The organism is Nonomuraea sp. NPDC048901 (assembly GCF_040649695.1).
In the GTDB taxonomy this organism is placed as follows: domain Bacteria; phylum Actinomycetota; class Actinomycetes; order Streptosporangiales; family Streptosporangiaceae; genus Nonomuraea.
In genome coordinates, this window is sequence record NZ_JBEZFW010000013.1 from 168,845 (window position 1) to 189,387 (window position 20,543).

General features: G+C 70.4%; 19 protein-coding genes. 7 read left to right on the forward strand and 12 right to left on the reverse strand.

The features are described 5' to 3' along the window. Positions 1–65: 65 nt before the first annotated feature. Entirely contained in the window at positions 66–1,028 is a 963-nt protein-coding gene (locus AB0C30_RS38005; RefSeq protein WP_357953138.1) for a GNAT family N-acetyltransferase, read from the reverse strand. Positions 1,029–1,096: 68 nt separating this feature from the next. Here AB0C30_RS38005 and AB0C30_RS38010 point away from each other — a divergent pair, with 68 nt between their 5' ends. Then, positions 1,097–1,417: an STAS domain-containing protein gene (locus tag AB0C30_RS38010; RefSeq protein WP_357953140.1), complete on the forward strand. Its 321-nt coding sequence runs from the start codon at positions 1,097–1,099 to the stop codon at positions 1,415–1,417. On the opposite strand, the gene AB0C30_RS38015 is transcribed toward AB0C30_RS38010, so the two are convergent. Continuing rightward, positions 1,398–2,969, reverse strand: a complete 1,572-nt coding sequence (locus AB0C30_RS38015; RefSeq protein ID WP_357953142.1) for an MDR family MFS transporter — start codon at positions 2,967–2,969, stop codon at positions 1,398–1,400. The two genes, AB0C30_RS38010 and AB0C30_RS38015, sit on opposite strands and share 20 nt — an antisense overlap. Before the next feature lie 109 nt (positions 2,970–3,078). Between AB0C30_RS38015 and AB0C30_RS38020 the strand changes: the two genes are divergently transcribed. Both AB0C30_RS38020 and AB0C30_RS38025 read left to right on the forward strand, forming a co-directional pair. Beyond that, positions 3,079–3,624, forward strand: a complete 546-nt coding sequence (locus tag AB0C30_RS38020; RefSeq protein WP_357953144.1) for a helix-turn-helix domain-containing protein — start codon at positions 3,079–3,081, stop codon at positions 3,622–3,624. A gap of 73 nt (positions 3,625–3,697) precedes the next feature. Then, the gene (locus AB0C30_RS38025) at positions 3,698–4,132 is read left to right on the forward strand and encodes an ATP-binding protein (RefSeq protein WP_357953146.1); all 435 of its coding nucleotides are present in this window, start codon (positions 3,698–3,700) and stop codon (positions 4,130–4,132) included. Between the two features lie 27 nt (positions 4,133–4,159). On the opposite strand, the gene AB0C30_RS38030 is transcribed toward AB0C30_RS38025, so the two are convergent. Both AB0C30_RS38030 and AB0C30_RS38035 read right to left on the reverse strand, forming a co-directional pair. Then, positions 4,160–4,396, reverse strand: coding sequence for a hypothetical protein (locus tag AB0C30_RS38030; RefSeq protein ID WP_357953147.1), 237 nt, complete (start codon positions 4,394–4,396; stop codon positions 4,160–4,162). Between the two features lie 56 nt (positions 4,397–4,452). Continuing rightward, on the reverse strand, positions 4,453–5,403 hold the full coding sequence (locus tag AB0C30_RS38035; protein ID WP_357953149.1) for a Ppx/GppA phosphatase family protein: 951 nt from the start codon (positions 5,401–5,403) through the stop codon (positions 4,453–4,455). 98 nt (positions 5,404–5,501) lie between these two features. Between AB0C30_RS38035 and AB0C30_RS38040 the strand changes: the two genes are divergently transcribed. Beyond that, positions 5,502–6,632 (forward strand): UDP-N-acetylglucosamine--N-acetylmuramyl-(pentapeptide) pyrophosphoryl-undecaprenol N-acetylglucosamine transferase, encoded by a 1,131-nt coding sequence (locus tag AB0C30_RS38040; RefSeq protein WP_357953151.1) that lies wholly within the window; start codon positions 5,502–5,504, stop codon positions 6,630–6,632. Between the two features lie 13 nt (positions 6,633–6,645). On the opposite strand, the gene AB0C30_RS38045 is transcribed toward AB0C30_RS38040, so the two are convergent. The 4 genes from AB0C30_RS38045 to AB0C30_RS38060 form a co-directional block, all read right to left on the reverse strand. Beyond that, the gene (locus AB0C30_RS38045; RefSeq protein WP_357953153.1) at positions 6,646–7,533 is read right to left on the reverse strand and encodes a hypothetical protein; all 888 of its coding nucleotides are present in this window, start codon (positions 7,531–7,533) and stop codon (positions 6,646–6,648) included. A 91-nt stretch (positions 7,534–7,624) separates the two neighbouring features. Beyond that, a complete protein-coding gene (locus AB0C30_RS38050) occupies positions 7,625–8,524 on the reverse strand; it encodes a hypothetical protein (RefSeq protein WP_357953155.1) in 900 nt (299 codons plus the stop codon). A 161-nt stretch (positions 8,525–8,685) separates the two neighbouring features. Further along, complete coding sequence (locus tag AB0C30_RS38055; protein WP_357953157.1) at positions 8,686–9,519, reverse strand: NAD(P)H-binding protein; 834 nt, start codon at positions 9,517–9,519, stop codon at positions 8,686–8,688. A gap of 26 nt (positions 9,520–9,545) precedes the next feature. Next, positions 9,546–9,950 carry a hypothetical protein gene (locus AB0C30_RS38060; RefSeq protein WP_357953159.1) on the reverse strand — a complete coding sequence of 135 codons (405 nt, stop codon included), beginning with the start codon at positions 9,948–9,950 and terminating at the stop codon, positions 9,546–9,548. A gap of 153 nt (positions 9,951–10,103) precedes the next feature. Between AB0C30_RS38060 and AB0C30_RS38065 the strand changes: the two genes are divergently transcribed. Further along, the gene (locus AB0C30_RS38065; protein WP_357953161.1) at positions 10,104–12,125 is read left to right on the forward strand and encodes a histidine kinase; all 2,022 of its coding nucleotides are present in this window, start codon (positions 10,104–10,106) and stop codon (positions 12,123–12,125) included. On the opposite strand, the gene AB0C30_RS38070 is transcribed toward AB0C30_RS38065, so the two are convergent. Together AB0C30_RS38070 and AB0C30_RS38075 are read right to left on the reverse strand one after the other, a co-directional pair. After that, positions 12,051–12,656 carry a response regulator transcription factor gene (locus AB0C30_RS38070; protein ID WP_357953163.1) on the reverse strand — a complete coding sequence of 202 codons (606 nt, stop codon included), beginning with the start codon at positions 12,654–12,656 and terminating at the stop codon, positions 12,051–12,053. The two genes, AB0C30_RS38065 and AB0C30_RS38070, sit on opposite strands and share 75 nt — an antisense overlap. Beyond that, positions 12,653–14,074 carry a hypothetical protein gene (locus AB0C30_RS38075; protein WP_357953165.1) on the reverse strand — a complete coding sequence of 474 codons (1,422 nt, stop codon included), beginning with the start codon at positions 14,072–14,074 and terminating at the stop codon, positions 12,653–12,655. Before AB0C30_RS38075 ends, AB0C30_RS38070 begins: the two co-directional genes overlap by 4 nt. A gap of 155 nt (positions 14,075–14,229) precedes the next feature. On the opposite strand from AB0C30_RS38075, the gene AB0C30_RS38080 reads away from it, so the two are divergent. Together AB0C30_RS38080 and AB0C30_RS38085 are read left to right on the forward strand one after the other, a co-directional pair. Beyond that, positions 14,230–14,886, forward strand: a complete 657-nt coding sequence (locus AB0C30_RS38080; RefSeq protein ID WP_357953167.1) for a response regulator transcription factor — start codon at positions 14,230–14,232, stop codon at positions 14,884–14,886. Then, a complete protein-coding gene (locus AB0C30_RS38085) occupies positions 14,883–16,040 on the forward strand; it encodes a HAMP domain-containing sensor histidine kinase (protein ID WP_357953169.1) in 1,158 nt (385 codons plus the stop codon). Before AB0C30_RS38080 ends, AB0C30_RS38085 begins: the two co-directional genes overlap by 4 nt. Positions 16,041–16,054: 14 nt before the next feature. Here AB0C30_RS38085 and AB0C30_RS38090 read toward each other — a convergent pair whose 3' ends face one another. Both AB0C30_RS38090 and AB0C30_RS38095 read right to left on the reverse strand, forming a co-directional pair. Then, positions 16,055–19,150, reverse strand: a complete 3,096-nt coding sequence (locus tag AB0C30_RS38090) for an AAA family ATPase (RefSeq protein ID WP_357953171.1) — start codon at positions 19,148–19,150, stop codon at positions 16,055–16,057. A 95-nt stretch (positions 19,151–19,245) separates the two neighbouring features. After that, positions 19,246–20,388, reverse strand: a complete 1,143-nt coding sequence (locus AB0C30_RS38095; protein WP_357953173.1) for a transposase — start codon at positions 20,386–20,388, stop codon at positions 19,246–19,248. Between the last annotated feature and the right edge of the window lie 155 nt (positions 20,389–20,543).

Sequence of the window (20,543 nt, forward strand, 5' to 3'; positions counted from 1 at the left end):
GACGGGCCGGGTGGCTCGGACAGACCAGGCGGATGGACCGGACGGAGCGGGCCGGGCGGGGCGGATCAGGAGGCTCGGGTGGGGCGGATCAGGCGGCGCCAGACGTCGATGACCAGGACCGGTCGCATGCCCGCCGACAGATAGAGGTCGAGCGCGGGCGAGGTGTTGTTGGAGTCCACATGCAGCAGCGTCCCCCGTCGCCCGCGCGCCGCGTCGGCGGCGAAGGCGCGCCGCAGCAGGAAGCGGCCCAGCCCCTTCCCCCGGTGCTCGGGCAGGACGGCCAGCGTGGCGACGTAGCCGCAGTCCTCGTCCGGCACGAACTGGTTGTTGCCGATCACCACCGCCGCCGGCCGCCCGTCGATCCTGGCGACGGCGAGCTGGGTCCAGTCGGTGATGCTCTGCGCCTGCCTGCGTTCGAGCCAATGGTCGTAGTCGTTCTTGACGAAGCCGAAGTGGTCGGCGAACGCCTCCTGGTAGATCTGGTGCGCCTCCCGGCGGACGGCGTCGGTCTCCCCGCTGTGGAGGGTCAGCCCGGGGATCGGGGCGGGCGGCTCGACCGGGCCCTCGTGGTCGACGCGCATGCGGTGGAAGCTGGTGCCGGGCTCGAAGCCGCGCTCCTTGGCCAGCGCCTGCTTGTCGGTGTCGGCCCGGTAGATGCCGATGTCGACCGTGGCGGCGTCGTGGCCCCGCTCCAGCGCCAGCTCCCCGGCGCGGTCGAGGACGAGGCGCCAGAGCTCGTCCGCGAGCCCCTCGACGCCGGGGCGCACGAGGACCTCGATGTCGAGCATGTCGCTGTCGCCCTTGGCGCCCGCCCAGGCCCAGCCGACCAGCGTGCCGTCGGCGTCGTGGACGAGCCAGCCGTCGGTGTCGAGGTTGAAGTCCGGCTCGGCCAGCTCGTCGGCGATGTCGGCCGGCGTGGCGTCGGGAACACCGATGACGGCCAGGTCGCAGGCCGCGACGAGCTCGTGGATGGCGGGGGCGTCCGCCGCCCGTGGGCGGCTGAACCGATGGGCACCAGAGGGCTTCATAGCGGCGATTTTCCCGAACCCGGGCGCCCCACGCCTCCCATTATCCGCGCTGTGGATAAGCTGAGACGGTGCTCGACAAGACGCCGTTGCGCATCGATGTCGCCGCGCTGGACGGAATGACGATCCGGCTGGCGCTCAGCGGCGACCTCGACTTCGACACCGCCGCCGAGCTGGCGGGGCTGACGTTCGACGCCGGTTATCGCCGGCTCGACCTCGATCTGTCGGAGCTGGCCTTCATCGACTCCTCTGGTCTGGCCGCTCTCGTACGCCTCCAGCGGCAGGTCGAGGGCGCCGACGCCGAGTTGCGCGTGGTGGCGTTGACGCCCTATTTGCGTAACCTGATGCGGATGACCGGGCTCGACAAGCTGTTCAGCCTGCCGCCGGGCTGACCACCTCGTGCTGGGAGGCGTCGGCCGACGGGCCCCCGCGCAGGGGGATCTCCTTGATGAAGACCGCCAGCACCGGCACGGCCACGGCGAACAGGATGGCCCACCAGAAGACGCCGGAGATCGACGCGGCGAGTGACTCCAGCAGGCCGGTGCGCATCTGCGGCGGCATCTGGCCGAGTGCCGCCGGGTCCAACCGGCCGCCGCCCTTGGCGATCTTGTCCGCCGCCTGCGGGCCGAACCGGCCGGTCAGCTCCGACAGGAGGTGGTTGTTGAAGATGGCGCCGAACATCGAGACGCCGAACGAGCCGCCGATCGAGCGGAAGAACGTGGCGGCGCTGCTGGAGACGCCGAGGTCCTTCTGCTCGACGCTGTTCTGCGCGATGAGCATCGTGGTCTGCATGAGGAAGCCCATGCCGAGGCCGAGGACGGCGATGTAGACGCCCGTCCGCCAGCTGGGCGTGGCGACGTCCATGGTCGACAGCAGCCACATGGCCACGGCCATGCCGACGCCGCCGAGCACCGGGTAGATCTTGTACTTGCCCGTGGCGGTGATGGCCCGGCCGACGAACAGCGAGACGACCATGGCCGAGGCCATCATCGGCAGCAGCAGCAGGCCCGAGTTGGTCGCCGAGGCGCCCTGAACCGTCTGCTGGAACAGCGGCAGGAAGTTGATGGCGCCGAACATGGCGAAGCCGAGCAGGAAGCCGATGCCCGAGATCAGGGCGAAGTTGCGGTTGCGGAACAGCTGGAGCGGCATGATCGGCTCGGCCGCCCTGCCTTCGGCGAAGATGAACACCGCCAGCGTGACCACGGCGACCGCGGCCAGGGTGAGGATCTGCCAGGAGCCCCAGCCGTACTGGTTGCCGCCCCAGGTGGTGATGAGGACCATCGCGGTGATGCTGACGGACAGCAGGATCGCGCCCAGCCAGTCGATCCGCACCCGGTTGTGCAGCTTGGGGAGCTTCAGCCGCAGCGCCAGCACGACCAGGGCGATGGCGCCGACCGGCAGGTTCACGTAGAAGGCCCAGCGCCAGTCGAGGTTGTCGGTGATGAAGCCGCCCACCAGCGGGCCCGCGATCATGGCCAGCGACATGACGCCCGCCATGATGCCCTGGTACTGGCCTCGCTCGCGAGGCGGCACCAGGTCGCCGATGATGGCCATCACGTTGACCACGAGGCCGCCGGCGCCCAGACCCTGCAGCGCGCGGAACCCGATCAGCTCGGCCATGCCGCCGTCGGGGCCGCCGAGCAGGGAGGAGCCCGCCATCCCGCAGAGCATGGAGCCGATCATGAAGATCACGATCGAGATCATGAAGATGGTCTTACGGCCGTACAGGTCGCCGATCTTTCCCCAGATGGGGGTGGAGACCGTCGTACCGAGAACGTAGGCTGTGACGACCCATGACAGATGGGTCAGTCCCCCGAGTTCGCCGACGATGCGCGGCATCGCCGTACCCATGATCATGTTGTCGAGCATGGCGAGGAGCATCGCGAGCATCAGCCCGGGCAGGACCACCATGACTTCACGCCGTCGTGCGACCGTTTCCGCCATACACACCCCCACTGGACGTCCTTGCTTACCTGCCGACCGGCAAGCATAGAATAAGCTAGAAACCTTACTTGCCGACGGTCAAGTCGATACAAGTCGAAATAGGTGCACATTGCGGGAAGACACGCGGAGCCGGATCCAAGAGATCGCGCTCAAGCTCTTCATCGAGCAGGGTTACGAAGCGACCTCGCTGCGAGAGATCGCGGAGGAGCTCGGCGTGACGAAGGCGGCGCTCTACTACCACTTCAAGACCAAGGAAGACATCGTCGCCAGCCTGGCCGACCTGCGGGTGGCGGACATGGAGGAGCTCCTGGCCTGGTTCAGGAGCCGGTCGAACACGCCGGAGACGCGCCGCGAGCTGCTCCTGCGCTACGCCGACAAGCTGACGAACGAGCGCTACCTCGAGGTCGCCCGCTTCATGGAGCGCAACCAGACGGCGCTGCGCGATCACCCGAAGATCCTTCGGATGCGCGAGGTGATGCTGGAGCTGACCTCCGAGATCACCGATCCCGGCGACCCGCTGGCCGTGCGCATCAGCCGCTCGATGGCGCTGTTCACGCTGCACGCCGGCAAGTGGATGGCGCAGGACGAGAAGCTGACCGAAGAGGAGATCAGCGAGGCCGCGATGGAGGTGGCGCTCCGCCTCATGGAACCGTAGGGACGATTGGGGCGGGTCTGAATGGGCAGAGGAGTGGCCACTGACGCATCCGAAGGACTACGGAGGAGGTGCGGTGGAGGCCACGATAGCGCTCCGGCTGCCCAGGGATGCGGCCAGCGTCCCCCTGATCAGACAGATGTTCGACGGCACACTGAGGTCATTGGGGGTGGAGCCGCAGATCCGCGACGACATCGAGCTCATGCTCACCGAGGCGTGTTCCAATGTCGTCAGACACGCGGGCCCCAGCGACGAGTACGTGGTGAGCGCGGGGGTCTACGACAAGCTCTGCGTCATCAGAGTGATCGACATGGGCGGCGGCTTCGACCCGCCACCCAACAACGGCGAGGCGGCGCCCAACGCCGAGTCCGGCCGCGGGATCCAGATCATGCGGGCACTGGCCGACGACATCCGCTTCACCAACCGGCACGAGGACGGGTCTGTGGTGTGCCTGGAGAAGCGCCTGCGCTTCGCGCCGGGCGCGGCGGGGCCGCACTTCATCGCCAACTGAACGGGCTTCCGAAGCGCGGCCCCACGCTCAAGCGGACGGTCGTACCTGCTCACCCCTCCTCCCCAATCGTGTTCTCCCAATCGTCGTCCCCCGCAACCGTGCCTCGAGCCCTCCCATGACCGGCCGTACCTCGGACTTGTGGGCCGTCGATCCCGCCATCAGCGCGAGCGCGAGCAGGACGGCCACGGAAATGAGGAAGACGGCCAGGAACGCCAGGATGAGGACGATCACCAGCGAGGCGATCGTGCTGAGCACTGCCAACATCAGCCGGAGATGCCCCGAGAACCGGCACTTATGCGCGAGATTCGGGTAGATCGCGGTTACCTCGACGTCACATCCGGCCGACTGGGCAGCATGTCGAGGCGGCGCAGGATGACCCCCTCGCGCAGCGCCCAGGGACAGACGTCCAGCCGGTCGACCTCGAAGAGGTCCATGGTCGCGTGGGCCACGATGGCCCCCGCGGCCAGCTGCGCGGCCCGCCCGTCGGACACACCGGACAGCGCGGCCCGCTCGGCGGAGCTCATGGTGGTCAGCTTGACGGCCCACTCGGCCATGTCCTGCCGCGACAGCGACCGGGAGACATAGAGGCCGTCGCTGGTGGGCGCGGCCCCGGCGATCCTGGCCAGCTGTTTGAAGGTCTTGGAGGTGGCCACGGCCCGGTTGGGCTCGCCGTATCGGACGATGTCACCGACCGTGCGGGCGATCTGGGCGCGTACGTGCCTGCGCAGGTTGCGGACCTCGTCGGCGGACGGCGGGTCGGAGGCGAACCAGCCGCGGGTGAGCCGCCCCGCGCCGAGCGGCAGCGAGACGGCGACGTCGGGCTCCTCGTCGACCCCGGCGGCGATCTCCAGCGAGCCGCCCCCGATGTCGAAGGCGAGCAGCCGCCCCGACGACCAGCCGAACCAGCGCCGCACGGCCAGGAACGTCAGCCTGGCCTCGTCGCTGCCGGACAGGACCTCGATGTGCACGCCGCAGCGGTCGTTGATCTGGGCGAGCACGTGCTCGCCGTTGGCGGCCTCGCGCACGGCCGAGGTGGCGAAGGCCAGGAAGTTTTCCACGCCTTTGTCCTCGGCGATGCGCAGGGCCTCCTCGACGAACTCGCCGAGCCGCTCGATGCCCTCGGCGGACAGCTCGTTGCGCTCGTCGAGGTGCTCGGTCAGCCGCAGCTCCTCCTTGTGCGAGTAGGCGGGCAGTGGCCGCGCGCCGCGGTGCGCATCCACGACGAGTAGGTGGACGGTGTTCGAGCCGATGTCCAGCACGCCGAGTCGCATGAGGAAACGCTACCGGTCAACCGCCTGTACGGCGAAGCCGAGCCCTAAGTGACCGTGCGGCGCGACGACCTTTCCCGCCGGGGCCCTAGTCTGATCGCATGTCACGAACCCTGCGACTGTTGATCACCGGCGGCGGCACCGGCGGTCACACCTATCCGGCCCTGACGACCCTGTCGGCCGTTCAGCGACGTCAGGTGCCGTACGATGTGCTCTGGGTGGGGACGGCCAACGGCCTGGAGGCCAGGATCACCACCGAGCACGGCATCCCGTTCAAGGCCATCACCACCGGAAAGCTGCGGCGCCGGCCCAACCTCAAGGAGCTCGGCACCAACGTCGCCGACGTGTTCCGCATCCCGGTGGGCGTGGTCCAGGCGATAGGGCACGCCGCCCGCTACCTGCCCGACGTGGTGCTGTCGACCGGGGGTTACGTGGCGGTGCCGATCGGTGTGGCGGCCAAGCTGATCCGCCGCCCGCTGGTGATGCACGAGCAGACCACGGTGGTGGGGCTGGCCAACCGGATCCTGGCCAGGCTGGCGACGCGGATCGCGCTGTCCCACGAGTCGTCGCTCGAATACCTGCCGCCGTCGGCGCGCGCGAAGGCCGTGGTGACCGGCAATCCGATCAGGCCGGAGCTGCTGCAGGGCAACCGGGCCGCGGCGTACGACCTGTTCGGGCTGACGTTCGAGGTGCCGCTGATCTACGTGACGGGCGGCGCGCAGGGCAGCAAGCAGATCAACACGTTGATCGCGGAGATCCTGCCCCGGCTGCTGCCGCACGCCCAGATCGTGCACCAGTGCGGGCCCGCGTGGATCGACCAGATGCGCGCCACCGCGCTGCCGCCGGATTTGGCCGACCGCTACCACCCGGTGCCGTACGTGGGCTCGGAGCTGCCCGATCTGTTCGCCGCGGCCGACGTGGTGATCGCGCGCAGCGGCGCCGGCACGGTGTCGGAGCTGACCGCCATCGGCCGGCCGTCGGTGCTGATCCCGCTGATCCCGACCGGCGGCGACGAGCAGCGCAAGAACGCCGGCTACCTGGCCTCCGCGGGCGCGGGCCGCGCGCTGCTGGAGCCGCACCCGACGGGCGAGCAGCTGCTGGCCGAGCTGATGCCACTGCTGGCCGATCCGGGCCTGCGCGCGACGATGGCCGAGGCGGCGCGCAAGCTGGGCCGGGTCGACGCGGCCGAGGCTCTGTGCGACGTGCTGATGGAGGCCGCGCACGTCCAGTAGCTTTGGATAGCTCTCAGGGGTCCAGGTAGCGAAACGCCTCGTGGGCGGAGCGCACGCTCCGCCGCAGCGCCCGCTCCAGCTGGTCGGCGTCCTCCGCGAGCCGGGTGATCTCCGGTACGGCGAAGCCGTCCGCGCCCGACTCGGAGACCAGCTCCTCATACTGGTGGATCCGGCTCCGCAGCTCCTCGATCTGATGGTGGGCCCGGTAGGCGCGCTCGGCGTCGGCCACGTTGGCGGCGTACCGTTCCAACGCCTCCACCCGGGCCACGACGGCCTCCTCGCTGCTGTCGAGCGCCCGGGCGAGCGGTTCGGCCACGGCGGCGACCTCCGGCGAGTTCACCTCCGACATGGTCTCGCGATGCTTGGTCCGCAGCGCCGACAGCTTGGCCAGCAGCCGGGCGATCTCCCACTCCTGGGCGGGCAGCATCACGGCGTTGCGCACATCGTCCAGCAGTCCTTCGACGTTGACCGCCGAGTGCGTCACGGTGGCGACGGCCCGCCTGGCCCGGGCGAGCAGCCTGCGGGAGGACTCGTCGAGGTCGGCGGCGAGCACGTACCGGCCCTCGTACCAGCGCAGTTGTTCGTAGGTCTCCCGGTCGACGGCCGTCTCCTCGTCCTCGTCGAGGTCCTTGCGCAGGAAGACCACGAGCAGGACGGGGATGGCGATGAGGCTGAGCAGCAGCAGGCCGCCCGCCCGGTAGGTGTGCGGCCCGGACAGCAGAAGGGACAGCACCATCAACGTGATCGCCGCGAGGGCCACGCGCCCGGCCTTGCCGGATGCCCTGGACGGCAGGGGGTCGGGCGCCCAGCCGCGCCGCATGCGGATCAGGAGATGCTCGCTCTCCGTGATCAGCTGGGCGTCATCCTCCGGGACATCTGGATCGACCACCACATCCGCCACAAAAACGGATTTTATGGGATTGTCACCGGGATAGGTGCTGGAACGTGTCATACGACAAGACGTAACCGCCTGCTCACGTGCTGTTCCGGGGTCAGCCTTCCAGGTGGCGGAACGCCTCGTGCGCCGAGCTCACGCTCCTGCGCAGCAGCCGCTCCAGGTCGTCGGCGTCCTCGGCGAGCTTCTCGATCTCGGGTACGGCCAGCGCGTCGGCGCCCGACTCGGCCAGCAGCTCCTCGTAGCGCGGCAGCCGGGCCCGCAGCTCCTCGATCTGGCCGCGGGCGTGGTAGGCGCGCTCGGCCTCGGCGACGTGCCCGGCGTAACGTTCCAGCGCTTCGACACGCGCCACGACCGCGGCCTCGCTGGTGACCAGGGCGCGGTCCAGCGGCTCGATCACCGCCGCGACCTCCGGCGCGATGCCGCGGGCCAGCAGCTCCTTGTGCTCGCCGCGCAGGGCCGAGAGCTTGGCCAGCAGCCGGGCGATCTCCCACTCCTGCTCCGGCAGCATCACGGCGTTGCGCGCGTCGTCCAGCAGTCCTTCGGCGTTGACGTGGGAACGCAGCACGGCGCCGATCGCCCGCTGCGCCCTGGCCAGCACCACCTTGGCCTCCGCGTCGAAGTCGTCGGCCAGCAGGTAGCGCCCGTCGTACCAGCGGGCCCGCTCGTAGACGCCACGCTCGTAGACGCCACGCTCGTAGGGGCGGTCGTGTAACGGCACCTCGTTGATGGAGGCGATCTTGACGAGCACGACGAAGACGAAGCCGCCCAGCAGCACGAAGCCGATCGGCTTCACCGGGGAGGCCAGCAGCGCGGACATCAGCGCGACGACCAGGGGCGTTGCGGCCAGCAGCGCCAGGCTCGACGGCCAGCGCCGCTCGACCGGCTGCACGGCAGGAGGCACCCAGCCTGCTCGGATCCTGGACAGGAGCGGGGCGTTCGCACGCAGCATTCCGGCGACCTCCGGGGGTACTCCCGGATCGACGACCACACCCACGCTCTGTCCCGGCACCCTGGCGCCCCCAACGCTCGTGATGTCCGGATACTACGTAACATTTCGCTGGAGCGGCAGCCTCGCATGGGGGACAGTCGAGGAAACCGCCGGTCGCGCCCACCGATCACTTCCATGATCGACAGCACCCGGACGAGGGGGCGGGGTCAGTGGAAGGCGTCGGCGTGGGCCCGCGCCCACTGTTCGAAGGTGCGGGGCGGGTGTCCCGTCACCTCCTGAACGGTCGGCAGGACCTGGGACTCGTCGAGTGTGCCGTCGGCGTAGAAGCTGAAGAAGGCGTCGACGTACTCGACCGGCATGGTCGCCTCCATCTGCGCCCGCGCCTCCTCGTCCGGCAGGCCCTCGCAGCGCAGGTCCCTGCCCAGCACCTTGGCCAGCACGGCGATCTGGTCGGCGGGCAGCAGCGAGTCCGGGCCGGTCAGCTCGTAGATCCGGCCCTCATGCCCGTCGCCCGTCAGCGCCAGGGCCGCGACCGCCGCGATGTCGGCGGGGTCGATGGTCGCGGCCGCCACCCCGGCGAACGGTACGCGCACCAGGTCACCGGCCTGAAGCTGCGGCAGCCAGCGCAGCGCGTTGGACATGAACGCCCTGGGCCGCAGGAAGGTCCAGGGCACACCCGCCTCCCGCGTGGCCTGCTCGGACAGCGCCATGTAGCGGGAGATCGCGTTGCTCATGTCCGCCTGCCCGGCCGAGTCGCCCGACAGCAGCACGACCCGTTCCACCCCCGCCCGCCGTATCTGGGCCAGCAGTCCTGACATGTCCGCGTATCCCGGCAGCAGGAACACCCCTCGCACGCCGTTCAGGGCATCGGTCAGGCTGCCGGGCTCGTTCAGGTCGCCGGTGACGGGCTGGACGACGGGCGGCAGCGTGGCGGCCCGCGGATCGCGTACGAGCGCGCGTACCCGCTGCCCGCCCTGAGCCAGAGCGGACACCAGTGCCGATCCGACATTGCCGGTGGCGCCGGTCACTAAGATCATCATGTCTCCCATCAGGTCATCGACTTGTGCTACGCCCCACCGGCGAGGCCTACGGCCAGGGTGATCAGCGCGGCGGCGAGAAGCAGGCCCCCGGCTCGGGTGACCATCGTGCCGGACGAGCGGGCACCCTGCTCGCCGACGGCCAGATGCAGGAAGAATCCACCCGATTGCGCCAGCACCCCGGCCAGCAGGACACCGCCGGCCAGCCACTCCAGCCCGTCGGAGAAACCGGCGCGGGGCAGGTACAGCAGGTACACCAGGGAGAGCAGCAGCAGCACTCCGGCGTGCGCGTGGCCGGCGCGGAAGAACCGCTCGCGGAACTCACCCAGCTTGTCGCGATCGGTGGTGATGAAGCGCAGCAGCGCGTGCCCGCCGAACTCGACCGTGACCAGCGAGGCGATCGCGATGATCGGCAAGACTTTGGTGGGCTCCATCAGGCTCCCTGCCCTTGTACGGCCATGACCCAGGTCATGGCGCCCGTAATGTCCGGTGATCTCCCCCATAGAGTGACAGCGGCCGAGAAAGCGCCGATAGTGTCCCTGTAATCAGGCGGTTATGCATTTTGCATAGTTCATCGGGAGATCGGGTTGGCACGGACCGCTGACGAACTCCCGCTGCGGGTCGCCCAGGGCATGCTGTGGGCCTCGGTCGGCATCCTGGTCTACATCCGCACGATCAGCGGCGTGTCGCGCGACGCCGCCCCGCTCGCGTCGCTGCTCACGATGGCCTCGTATCCGCCGCTGATCGCGCTCCTCGCGCGGCACCGGCGCCCGGCCGGTCGGTACGGGCTGCTGGCGGCAGTGGTGCTGCTCTACCTGCTGCCCTTCCTCGTGATCGGCTCGGCGTGGGACTGGATGCCGTGGACGGTGGCCGCCGCAGTGCTCTGCGTGCTCCCGCCGCGGCCGGCCTGGCCGCTGTTCGCCCTCGTCCTGGCCGCCACCGGCACGACGGCCGCGCTGCTCGGGTACGGGGTCTACGACTCGATCTGGTTCGTGATCGTCACGGCGGACGACGCCCTCATCGTGTTCAGCCTCGCCGCGCTCGTCGGGACGGCACGCCGGCTGCACGACACCCAAGGAGAGCTGGCTCGGCTGGCCCTGGTCAGGGAGCGCCTGCGACTGGACGGCGAGCTGCGGAACGTCCTGGGCGGGAAACTGCGGGCGATCGCGTTTCGCATGCGGAAGGCGGCCGCGTTCCCGATGGGGGAAGCGGCCGCGTTCCGGGTGGGCCATGCGGCCGGGGAAGAGCCGTTGGACGCCCGGCGGGACATCCGCGAGGGTATGGAGCTCGCCCGGCAGGACATCCGTGAGGGCGTTGCCCTCGCTCGGCGTACCTTGGCGGAGGTGCGGGCGACGGCCGGTGCCTATCCTGCCGAGCCGATCGCCGAGCCCGCGGCGCGGATCGAGTCACCCCGGTTAGCGCGGTTCGTCCTGCTCGCGGTGCTGCTCATCCAGTGCGTGCTGGTGCTGATCAACCTCTACTACTGGGAGCACGCCGCCCTGCCGACGGTCGCCTGGGCGCTGCTCGGGCTCATCGGGATCGTGGTCCTGCAGGTGCTGCCGCAGACCCGGGTCACGTTCGTCGTGCAGGGCCTGCTGTTCCTGCTGCCCCTCGCGGTCATTCCCGGCTCCTGGGACCGCGTGCTGAGCTTCTTCACCGGCAAGGTACTGCTCACCGTACGACCGCCTCGATCGTGGGCGATCGCCGGCGCCGTCCTGGCCGGGCATCTGGCCTGGCTCCTGTACGACAGCATCACCGCCGGCACCGGCATCCTGAACGCGCTGGCCAACTTCGGTGGTCACGTCATGCTCGCGTGGCTGGCGTACAGCCTGGGGCGCCTCACCGGGCTGATCACCGTGCTGGACCGGGCCCGGCACGAGCTCGCCGAGGCCGCGGTACGGCGGGAACGGACCCGGGTCGCGCGGGACCTGCACGACGTCCTGGGGTTCAGCCTGTCGGCGGTCGCCCTCAAGGGCGAGCTGGCCGAGCGGCTGCTGGACACGGACCCCGGACGGGCCAGGACCGAGCTCGCCTCGCTCGTGTCGCTGGTCGAACAGGCGCTGGTGGAGCTGGGGTCCATCGCCGGCGACCGGGTCGAGCTGCGGCTGGCGGCCGAGCTGGACGCGGCGCGTGAGGTGCTGACGGCCGCCGGGATCGAGGCGACGGCACGGGTCACGACGGGCCCGCTGCCGGCCGAGGTCGACACGGCGGTGGCCACCGCGCTCCGCGAGACCGTCACCAACGTCCTGCGGCACAGCCGGGCCCGGACGTGTGAGCTGACCATCTCCGGCGCGGACGGGCTCGTACGACTGCGCGTCGTCAACGACGGCGCCCGGCTTGTCGCGCGGACCGAACCGTCCACGTCGCCGGAGCCGGAGCCGGAGCCGGGGCGGCACGGCTCCGGACTGGGCAGCCTGGCGCAGCGCGCCGGCGGGCGGTTGACGGCGGTGCGCCTGCCCGGCGGCAGGTTCGAGGTGGTCGCCGAGTTCGGGTCAGATGCGGCCGGACTCGGCTCAGGCCCAGCCGGACTCAGCTCAGATCCAGCCGGACTCGGTGGCGATCCGGATGGCGTCCACCCGGTTGCGAGCACCCAGCTTGGTGACGGCTGAGGTGAGGTAGTTGCGGATCGTGCCGTAGGTCAGGAAGAGCCGCTCGGCGATCTCGGTGGGCTGGGCCCCGCTGGCCGACAGGCGCAGCACCTCGGTCTCCCGCTGGCTGAGCGGGCTCTCCGGCGCCTCCAGCGCCACCAGGGCCAGGGCCGGGTCCACCACCCGTCCCCCGGCGGCGACAATCCTGATCGCCGCGGCCAGCTCGGCCGGGCGGATGTCTTTCTGGACGAATCCGGCGACCTGCGCACCGAGTGCCCGGCGCAGGACGCCCGGCTTGGCCAGCGCCGTCAAGATCAGCACCCGGCAGCCGGGCAGCCGGCCACGTAGCTCGGCAGCCGCCGAGATGCCGTCCAGCCCCGGCAGATCGATGTCGATCACGGCCACGTCGGGCCGGTGCTCCAGCGCGGCGGAGACGATCTGCAGACCCGAGGCGACCCCCGCCACCACCGTGATGTCGTCCTCGAGCGACAGCAGCTCGACCAGCGCTTCGCGAAGGATGTGCATGTCCTCCGCGATCAGAATCCGGATCACACCGGTACGGTAATCCGCTCACTCCCCGCCGCGCGATTCCGCCGCCGCCGAGGTAGCCCGTGTACGGCCAGCCCGGCGGCCACGCAGGCGATCGGAATGGCGGGCAGCACGTAGCGATGGTCGAAGTCCAGTGCCGCCACCGGTGCGACGAGCAGGAACATCGCGAACGCCCACGGCAGCAGGGCCGGACGGCGGCGGCCGATCGCCCCGGCCGCCCCCGCCAGGAGGATCACGCCGAACAGCGTGCCGTGCAGGAACCACGGGTAGGGGTAGGCGGCGAGGATGGACCCGAACGGCTCGACCGAGCTCATGCCGCGGATGGCCGGGTCATACTCCTTGCGCACCTGCCCGATGAGGGCGTGCTCCTCCGGCAGCCCCCACGAGCCGTGCGGGAAGTTCGACATGGCGCCCACCCGCTTGGGGTGAGCCACCGGCTCCCAGGTGAAGGCCAGCGAGGTGTCCTTGACTACCTCGCGCAGATAGTCGAGCGGCTGCGCGGCGATGGCCTTCAGGGCGAACGACCTGGCCAGGTCGTTGTAGGCGAACCGGTCGCCGGGCAGCCGGTTGAGCGCGGCGCCGGGTGCCCAGACGTACTCGGAGGCGGCGTCGACGACGGTGCCGTTCGGGCAGAGCCTGGCCTCCGCCGCGGGCGGCTTGATGATCGAGCAGTCGGCGAACGTCATCGTGCGGGCCCAGAGGGCGACGCCGTCGGAGCCGCTGAGCGCGAACCTGCCGTGATACTGGGCGTACCAGCCCGCGTAGGCGAGCAGCGGCAGCGCCCCGGCGACCACCAGGGCGACGATCTTCCGCCACGGGGTGCGGCGCAGCAGCAGGTAGAGCGCGGCCAGGGCGAGCAGCGGCACCGCGGCGGTCCGGGTCAGTCCGGCCAGCGCGAGCAGCGCCCCCGCCAGCGCGGCGGCCCGCGACGACACCTCCTGACGCCACATCAGCACCGTGAGCGCGGACATGACGAGGAAGATCACCTGCAGGTCCGAGAGCACGGCGTGCTCCAGCCGCAGGAACGCCGGGTCGAACAGCACCGGCACCGCGGCCAGCGCGGCCCCCCAGCCGGGCAGCGACCAGCGGCGCAGCAGCACGTAGATCAGCACGCCGACGCCCAGGCCCATCGCGTGCTGTACGCCGACGACCAGCTCGACGCTGTGGAAGGGGCGCAGCAGCCACAGGAACCACGAGTAGCCCGCCGGGTGGAAGGCGCCCTGCGGCTTCATGTGCACGGCCGTGTTCAGGTAGGTGAACGAGTCGTACCAGTAGACCTGCGCGGTGTCGTACCCCAGCATGACCAGCACGCGCAGCGCCGCGGCCAGCACCAGGACGACCCCGAACAGGCGGTGACCCGTCTTCCCCGAGACGGGATCGGCCAGGCGGGGCCGCGCGGGCGCCACAAGAGCGGCAACCATGACATCTCTCCCCCGTGAGAGGCCGGGCGAGTCCCGGCCGTAGGGAGGGCAGTCCACCGAGTCGGCGCTAACCTGAGCGTCACCAAAAGTGGTTATGTCCGCGTTATGCAGGCTGGAGCAGACTGTCGGGACTTTCGATCTTCATGGGGGCGACATTGCGTGTTCTGGTCGCGGAGGACGAGCGCATGCTCGCCGATTCGATCGCCGAGGGGCTGCGGGGGGAGGCGTTGGCCGTCGATGTGGCCTACGACGGTGACGGGGCGCTGGAGCGGCTCGGCGTGCACGACTACGACGTGCTGATCCTGGACCGGGACCTGCCGCTGGTGCACGGCGACGAGGTGTGCCGGGCGGTGGTCGAGCGGGGGTGGCCGGTCAGAGTCCTGATGCTGACCGCCGCCGGGGATGTACGGGCGAGGGTGGCGGGGCTGTCGCTGGGGGCCGACGACTACCTGCCCAAGCCGTTCGCGTTCGAGGAGTTGGTGGCGCGGGTGCACGCGCTCGGCCGCCGGGCCAGGCGGGCCGACCCGCCCATGCTGGAACGCGCCGGGGTGCGGCTGGACTGGGCGCACCGGCAGGTGTTCCGCGAGGGGCGTTATGTGCCGCTGGCGCGCAAGGAATTCGGGGTGCTGGCCGAGCTGCTGCGGGCGCAGGGCGCGGTGGTCTCGGCCGAGGAACTGCTGGAGAAGGTGTGGGACGAGCACATCGATCCGTTCACGAACACGGTGCGGACCACGATGATGAAATTACGCAAGAAGCTTGGCGAGCCGCAGGTCATCGAGACCGTGCCGGGATCGGGGTATCGCATTCCATGAGCGTCCGTCTGCGTTTCGCCCTGGCCTGTGCGGGGGTGTTCCTCATCGGCGGCGGCCTGCTGCTGACGGCCGTCTACTTCCTCGTACGGTCGAACCTCTCCTACCGCGCCGATCTCATCACCCCCAACTCCATCACCGTGCGCAGCGGCTGTTGCTACGACAGATACGAGATCCACTACGAGGTGGCACGAGACCGGGTCCTCCAGGTCCAGGCGGCCTACCAGCGTGACACGTTGACCAGCGTGCGCAACATCGGCGCGCTGGCGGTGCTGGCCGTCACGGGCGGCGCGTTCGGTCTGGGCTGGCGCGCGGCCGGATGGGTGCTGAACCCGGTCAAGTCGGTCACCGAGACCGCGCGCCGAGTCGCTCAGAGCCACGACCTGACCGGCCGGATCGACTACGAGGGGCCGAGCGACGAGCTCAAGGAGCTGACCCTCATCTTCGACACCATGCTCGGCCGCCTCGCCCGCTCCTTCGACGGTCAGCGGCGCTTCGTCGCCAACGCCTCACACGAGCTGCGCACCCCGTTGACGATCAACCGGACGCTGGTCGACGTGGCGGTGCGGCGGCCCGACGCCACCGACGACGTCAAGCGGCTCGGCGAGTCGCTGCTGCTGGTCAACGCCCGGCACGAGCGGCTCATCGACGGGCTGCTGGCGCTGACCGAGGGCGAGCAGGCGGTGCTGGACAAGCGCCCGTTCGACCTGACGGACGTGGCCGAGCACGTGCTGGACCAGGCGGCGGAGGAGGCGGCCGAGCGGGAGGTGACGATCCACCGGCTGCTGGACGCCGCGCCGACGACCGGCGAGGCGGTGCTGGTGGAGCGGCTGGTCCAGAACCTGGTGGAGAACGCGATCCGGCACAACCAGCCCAAGGGCGAGGTGTGGGTGACGACCCGGCGGCGTACCGAGCAGGTGGAGCTGGTCGTGGCCAACACCGGCCTGCACGTGCCGTCGTACGAGATCGAGACGATCTTCGAGCCGTTCCGGCGGCTGCACGGCGACCGGCTGCGCTCCGACCGGGGCAGCGGCCTCGGTCTGTCGATCGTGCGCGTCATCACCGAGGCCCACGGCGGCACGGTCGTCGCCCGGCCGCGCGAGGAGGGCGGCCTGACGATCACGGTCGAGCTGCCCCTGGACCGGTCGGCCGGTTAGGGCGGTTAGGGCGGTTAGGGCGAGCGCACCTCGCGCATGACCGCTTCCGGAACGCCCGCCCGGAGGAGGAGCTCCCAGCTGTCGGACCGCTCGAAGAACATCGACTCCAGCAGCGGCCGCCACAGCGCCGGGTCGACGCCGTCGCCGGCCAGCCCGCTGAGCAGGCCGGCCCGGTCCTGGAAGGGCATGGCCGATCCCTCCAGGGCGAGCGCCCGCAGCACCAGGTCGAGCAGCCGCCGGTTCTCGAGCGTGTGGAACGCGGTGACCGCCGCGATCGCGTCGGCGTAGAGCGCGACGCGGGCCTCGACGCTCGACGGCCGGTTCATCAGCACCTCCTCGACCAGGCGGGTGCAGCTGACCACCTGACCGGACCCCCGCTGCACGACGATCAGGCTCGGGTGCGTCTCGTCGTCGGCGCGCAGCGAGTCGGTCAGCAGGTCGGCGTCGACGTTGAGCAGGTAGGGACGTTCCAGCAGGGCGTAGGACTTGTAGCGGCCCAGCGCCCTGGTACGCGCCGCGGGCCGCGGGCGGCCGAACCACCAGCCCGCGCCCTCGAACTCCCACGACTCGCCGCTCCCGCCGAGCCGGATGTCACGCTTGCCGCCGTCCATGACGCGGCGGGCGGGCATGGCGCCGATGAGGCCGGTCCAGCCCTCCCCGCCCAGCTGGCTCTTCCAGAGATGCGCGTACGAGGTCCACCGGGCGAAGTCCCCCGAGTCGCCGAGCAGCTCCGCGACGCTGACCGGTTTGTCCGACGCGGCCACCACCAGGAGGGTGAGGTTGGCCGAATAGGCAGCCAGGCGGCGCGGCACGGGATGGCGTACCGGGCGGAAGGCGAGGAAGGAGCGGCGCGGGCGCTCGTGGAGCGACTCGCGCAGCAGCGCGCTGAGCAGCGTCACGCTCCTGGCCCGGACCTCGGCCGGCAGCGCGCCCATGAGCTCCATGGCGAAGCCGACCGTCGGCCCCCGCTCGGCCAGGCAGGAGAACGACGTGATCGCGTAGAGCAGGTCGTCGTCGACCAGCTGGCCCGCCAGCTCCTCGTCGTGGCCGTGCCGCCTGATCAGGTCGCGCAGCGCGTACACGGCCAGCCAGGCCACCAGGAACTCACAGAACGTGGCGTGCAGGAACTCATAACCCTGAGTGCCGCCTGTCTCGTTCCCATGCGCTGGGCCTGTGGAGTTCGCGTGCGCCAAGCCTGGGTCGTTCACGTGCACGAAGAAGAACCGCTCGGTCGCCCGCCGCGCCCAGCCGCCCTCGTCGTCCCGCTCCTCCCCCGGCGCCCCGCACAAGGCGGGCAGGTCCCGGTCGAGGGCGCTCTCCGAGACGACCGCCCGGCCGCGGACGAACATCGACAGCGCCACGGCCCCGAGCCGCACCAGCTCCCGGTCCACCAGCCCGCCGCGCCGGGCGGCCGGCAGCTCCCGCACCTCGGGGTCCTTGAGGAGCTCACGGTAGGCGAAGTCCCTGATCAGCGACTCGTAGAGGCGGCCGCGGCCGAGGACCGCCTCGTCGCGTTGCAACGCGTTCTCGGTGGCGTCGTGGATGGCCAGGAGCAGCAGGAGCAGCGGATGCCTGGCCAGCTCGCCCTGGGCCAGCGCGACGTCGGCCGGCAGTGGCGTCCTGCCGCGCCTGGACAGGACCGCGCGGTTGGTCTCCGCCCAGATCTCCAGCCACTGGCGGACCTGCTCCTTCTCGAACGGCTGGAGCTCGATCGTGAGCACGCCCTCGGGGAAGCGGACCCGGTCGGCCACGACGGTCCGGCTGGTCACGATCACCGCGACGGGACGGCCATGCCTGGACTGCTCGTCCTGGAACTCCTGGACCTGCTCCAGGTAGTCGTAGCGATTGGTGCCGGCGGCCTGCAGCAGCTCGTCGAACCCGTCGAGCATGACGACGGGCAGCATCCCCTCCGCCGCCTCCACCAAGTCCCGATATTTCACCTTCTCGCGGAGTAAGGGGGAAACGCTCTGCTCGATCTGCGAGATCACGGACGACTCGGCGGCGACATCGCGCAACTCCACCTTGATCGGCAGGAACTCCGAGGCGGCCAGCCGGGCGGCGAGCACCTCGGTCAGCTTGGTCTTGCCCGAGCCCGGCTCGCCCAGCACGACCAGGGGCGCCTGGGTGGCGTGTGGCGAGGTGAGGTGTCCCACCAGGAACGCCTCCGCGTCGGGCAGCTCCAACCGGCCCTTCCACCAGCTCTTCGCCGCCGGCTCGGACTCGCGCGTCATCTCCGCGACCTTGCACCGGGGGCTGATGTACCCCTCACCGAGCAGCGGCAGCGTGACGTCGTCCGGCGCCCTGCCGACGGCCATGAGCGACTGGTCGAGCGCGGCGGCGGCCATCCTGACCAGGTGGATCATCGGCCGGTCGCCCACGCGCGGCGGCGCCAGCTCCGCCAGCAGCCGCGCCACGCGCGACAGCCCGGGGGCGAACGCCTGCCTCTCGGTGACCAGGCTCCACATCCGGAACTCGGGGCTGTCGAGCGTGAGCGAGCGGTAGTCCTCGTCATAGATCCGCAGGGCGTGCGCCGACGGTCCCTCCACGAGCATGAGAGGGACGCGGGCGCGCTCGTCGGCCGAGAGTTCCTCCCAGGCCGCCATCTCGCGCACATATCCGGCCACGGCCTCCGACATCCGCCCGTAGTGGCGTTCGACGGCCTCACGGGTCTCCGCGTAGGGGCGGTACGGCTCCGGCATGGGCAGCGGCCGCGTGAGCAGCTTCTCCACCAGCTCGGCGAACGCCGCCGCGCGGGTACCGCCGGCCGCGCGGTCCCGGTCGAGCCGGTCCAGCCCGAACGGCAGGCTGGCCCGGCCGAGCGCCTCGAAGTACGCCGAGACGATCACCACGGCGTGCACGGCGGCCAGCCGCTGGGTTCGGGCGAACCGGCCGGCGCCGCCGCGCCACTCGGGCACCCGCCGCACCACGTCGTTGCCGTAACGGACGGCGTCCTCCTGCAGGTCGCGCAGGCCCAGCGCCAGGTCGGCGCCGCCGGCGAGCGCCCATCCGGTCAGCGCGGCCGTCGCGGCGAAGTCGATCACCTTGACGAGCCTGCTGTCCTTGCAGCCGAGGATCTTCAGAGCGTCGGCGTAGCTCAAGGTCTCCGTCATCACGGTCTCCGTCATCACGGTCTGTCAGCCTCTCGGCCGTAAGCGACCGAGCTTGCAGCTCCTCGCCGTCGATGGCTTCGACGGTCTGGTCCGCGTCAGGCAGCGTGACTCACTGCCCAGCCCGTAACGCCGCGTGCGGCGATGTTGCGGGCTGCGTTGACGTCTGCGTGCTCAGCGAAGCCGCACGACGTACACGAGAAACAGGCTTGATCGAGCCGGTTGTTGCGGTCCACATGCCCGCACGAGGAGCACTGCTGGGAGGTGAAAGCCGGATCGACGTGGATCACGGCGACGCCGGCCCGGGCCGCCTTGTAGCCGATGAACGCTCCCAGCTGGTGGAAGCTCCAGGAATGCAGCGTGACCCGCTGGGGCTTGCGTAGCCGTACCCGGTCCCGGATGCCCTGGAGGTCTTCCAGAGCGATCCCTCGGCCGGTGCGTTCTGCCTCGGTCACGATCTGCTTGGCGATGACATGATTGGTGTTGGCGGCGAACCGCGCTTCTTTGCGGCGGCGCTGCTTGAGCAACCGCTTGGCGGACTTGGTGCGCTTGGCCTGCAACCGGCGGCGCAACTCGCGCCGGCGGTGCCGGACCGCGTTCAGAGCTTTGCCGCTGTGCCGGACCCCGCCGCTGGTGGTGGCGATGTTGACGATGCCCAGATCCACCCCCAGGAAAGCCTCCGGGTCCTTGAGGCGGGCATCGGGCACGTCGCAGGTCGCGATCAGAAACCACATGCCGTCCCGGTAGAGCAGATCGGACTCGCCCTTGCGGTATGCCGACAGGGTCTTGAGCTGTTCGGCCGACGCGGCGAACTGAAGGTTCTTCAGCCTGCCGGCCACCGACCAGATCGACACCGTCCGCGCGTCGATCTGCCAGGACAGACAGCGGTCGTCGAACGGCTGGGCGGCCTCAGCGCGGAAGGCGATCGGCGTGGCTTCGGCCCGTACCCGGCGGGCAGAGCCCACCTTGCCCAGGTTGCCGGCCCGGATGTTGGCATGCAGGGTGGCGTAGGCGTCGGCGACCTTCTTGATGACGGGCTGCGCGGCCTGGGCGGCCAGCCCGTACCCGTCCTTGATCTGCGTGTAGGTGTGCTTGCGCAGGTCGTAGTTGCGGAAGGTGCGCAGGGCGTGGGCTTGGCGGGAGACCTGGCAGGCGGCCGCGTTGACCGCGCGCAGGGTCGCCTCCAGCGCCGTCGCCTGCTCAGGCGTCGGCAGCAGCTTCACCCGCACCACCAGCCTCACAATCGAACACATTATCGTCCGGTCCAGATCACCGCGATGGGAACCCAATCCCGATATTCGCAGGGGACGCACCGTCGTCTGCAGCCTCCATGCCCATTTGGTCTTCATGCCCAGATATCGGCGCACGGCCAGACTGATCCACTCACATGAACCAG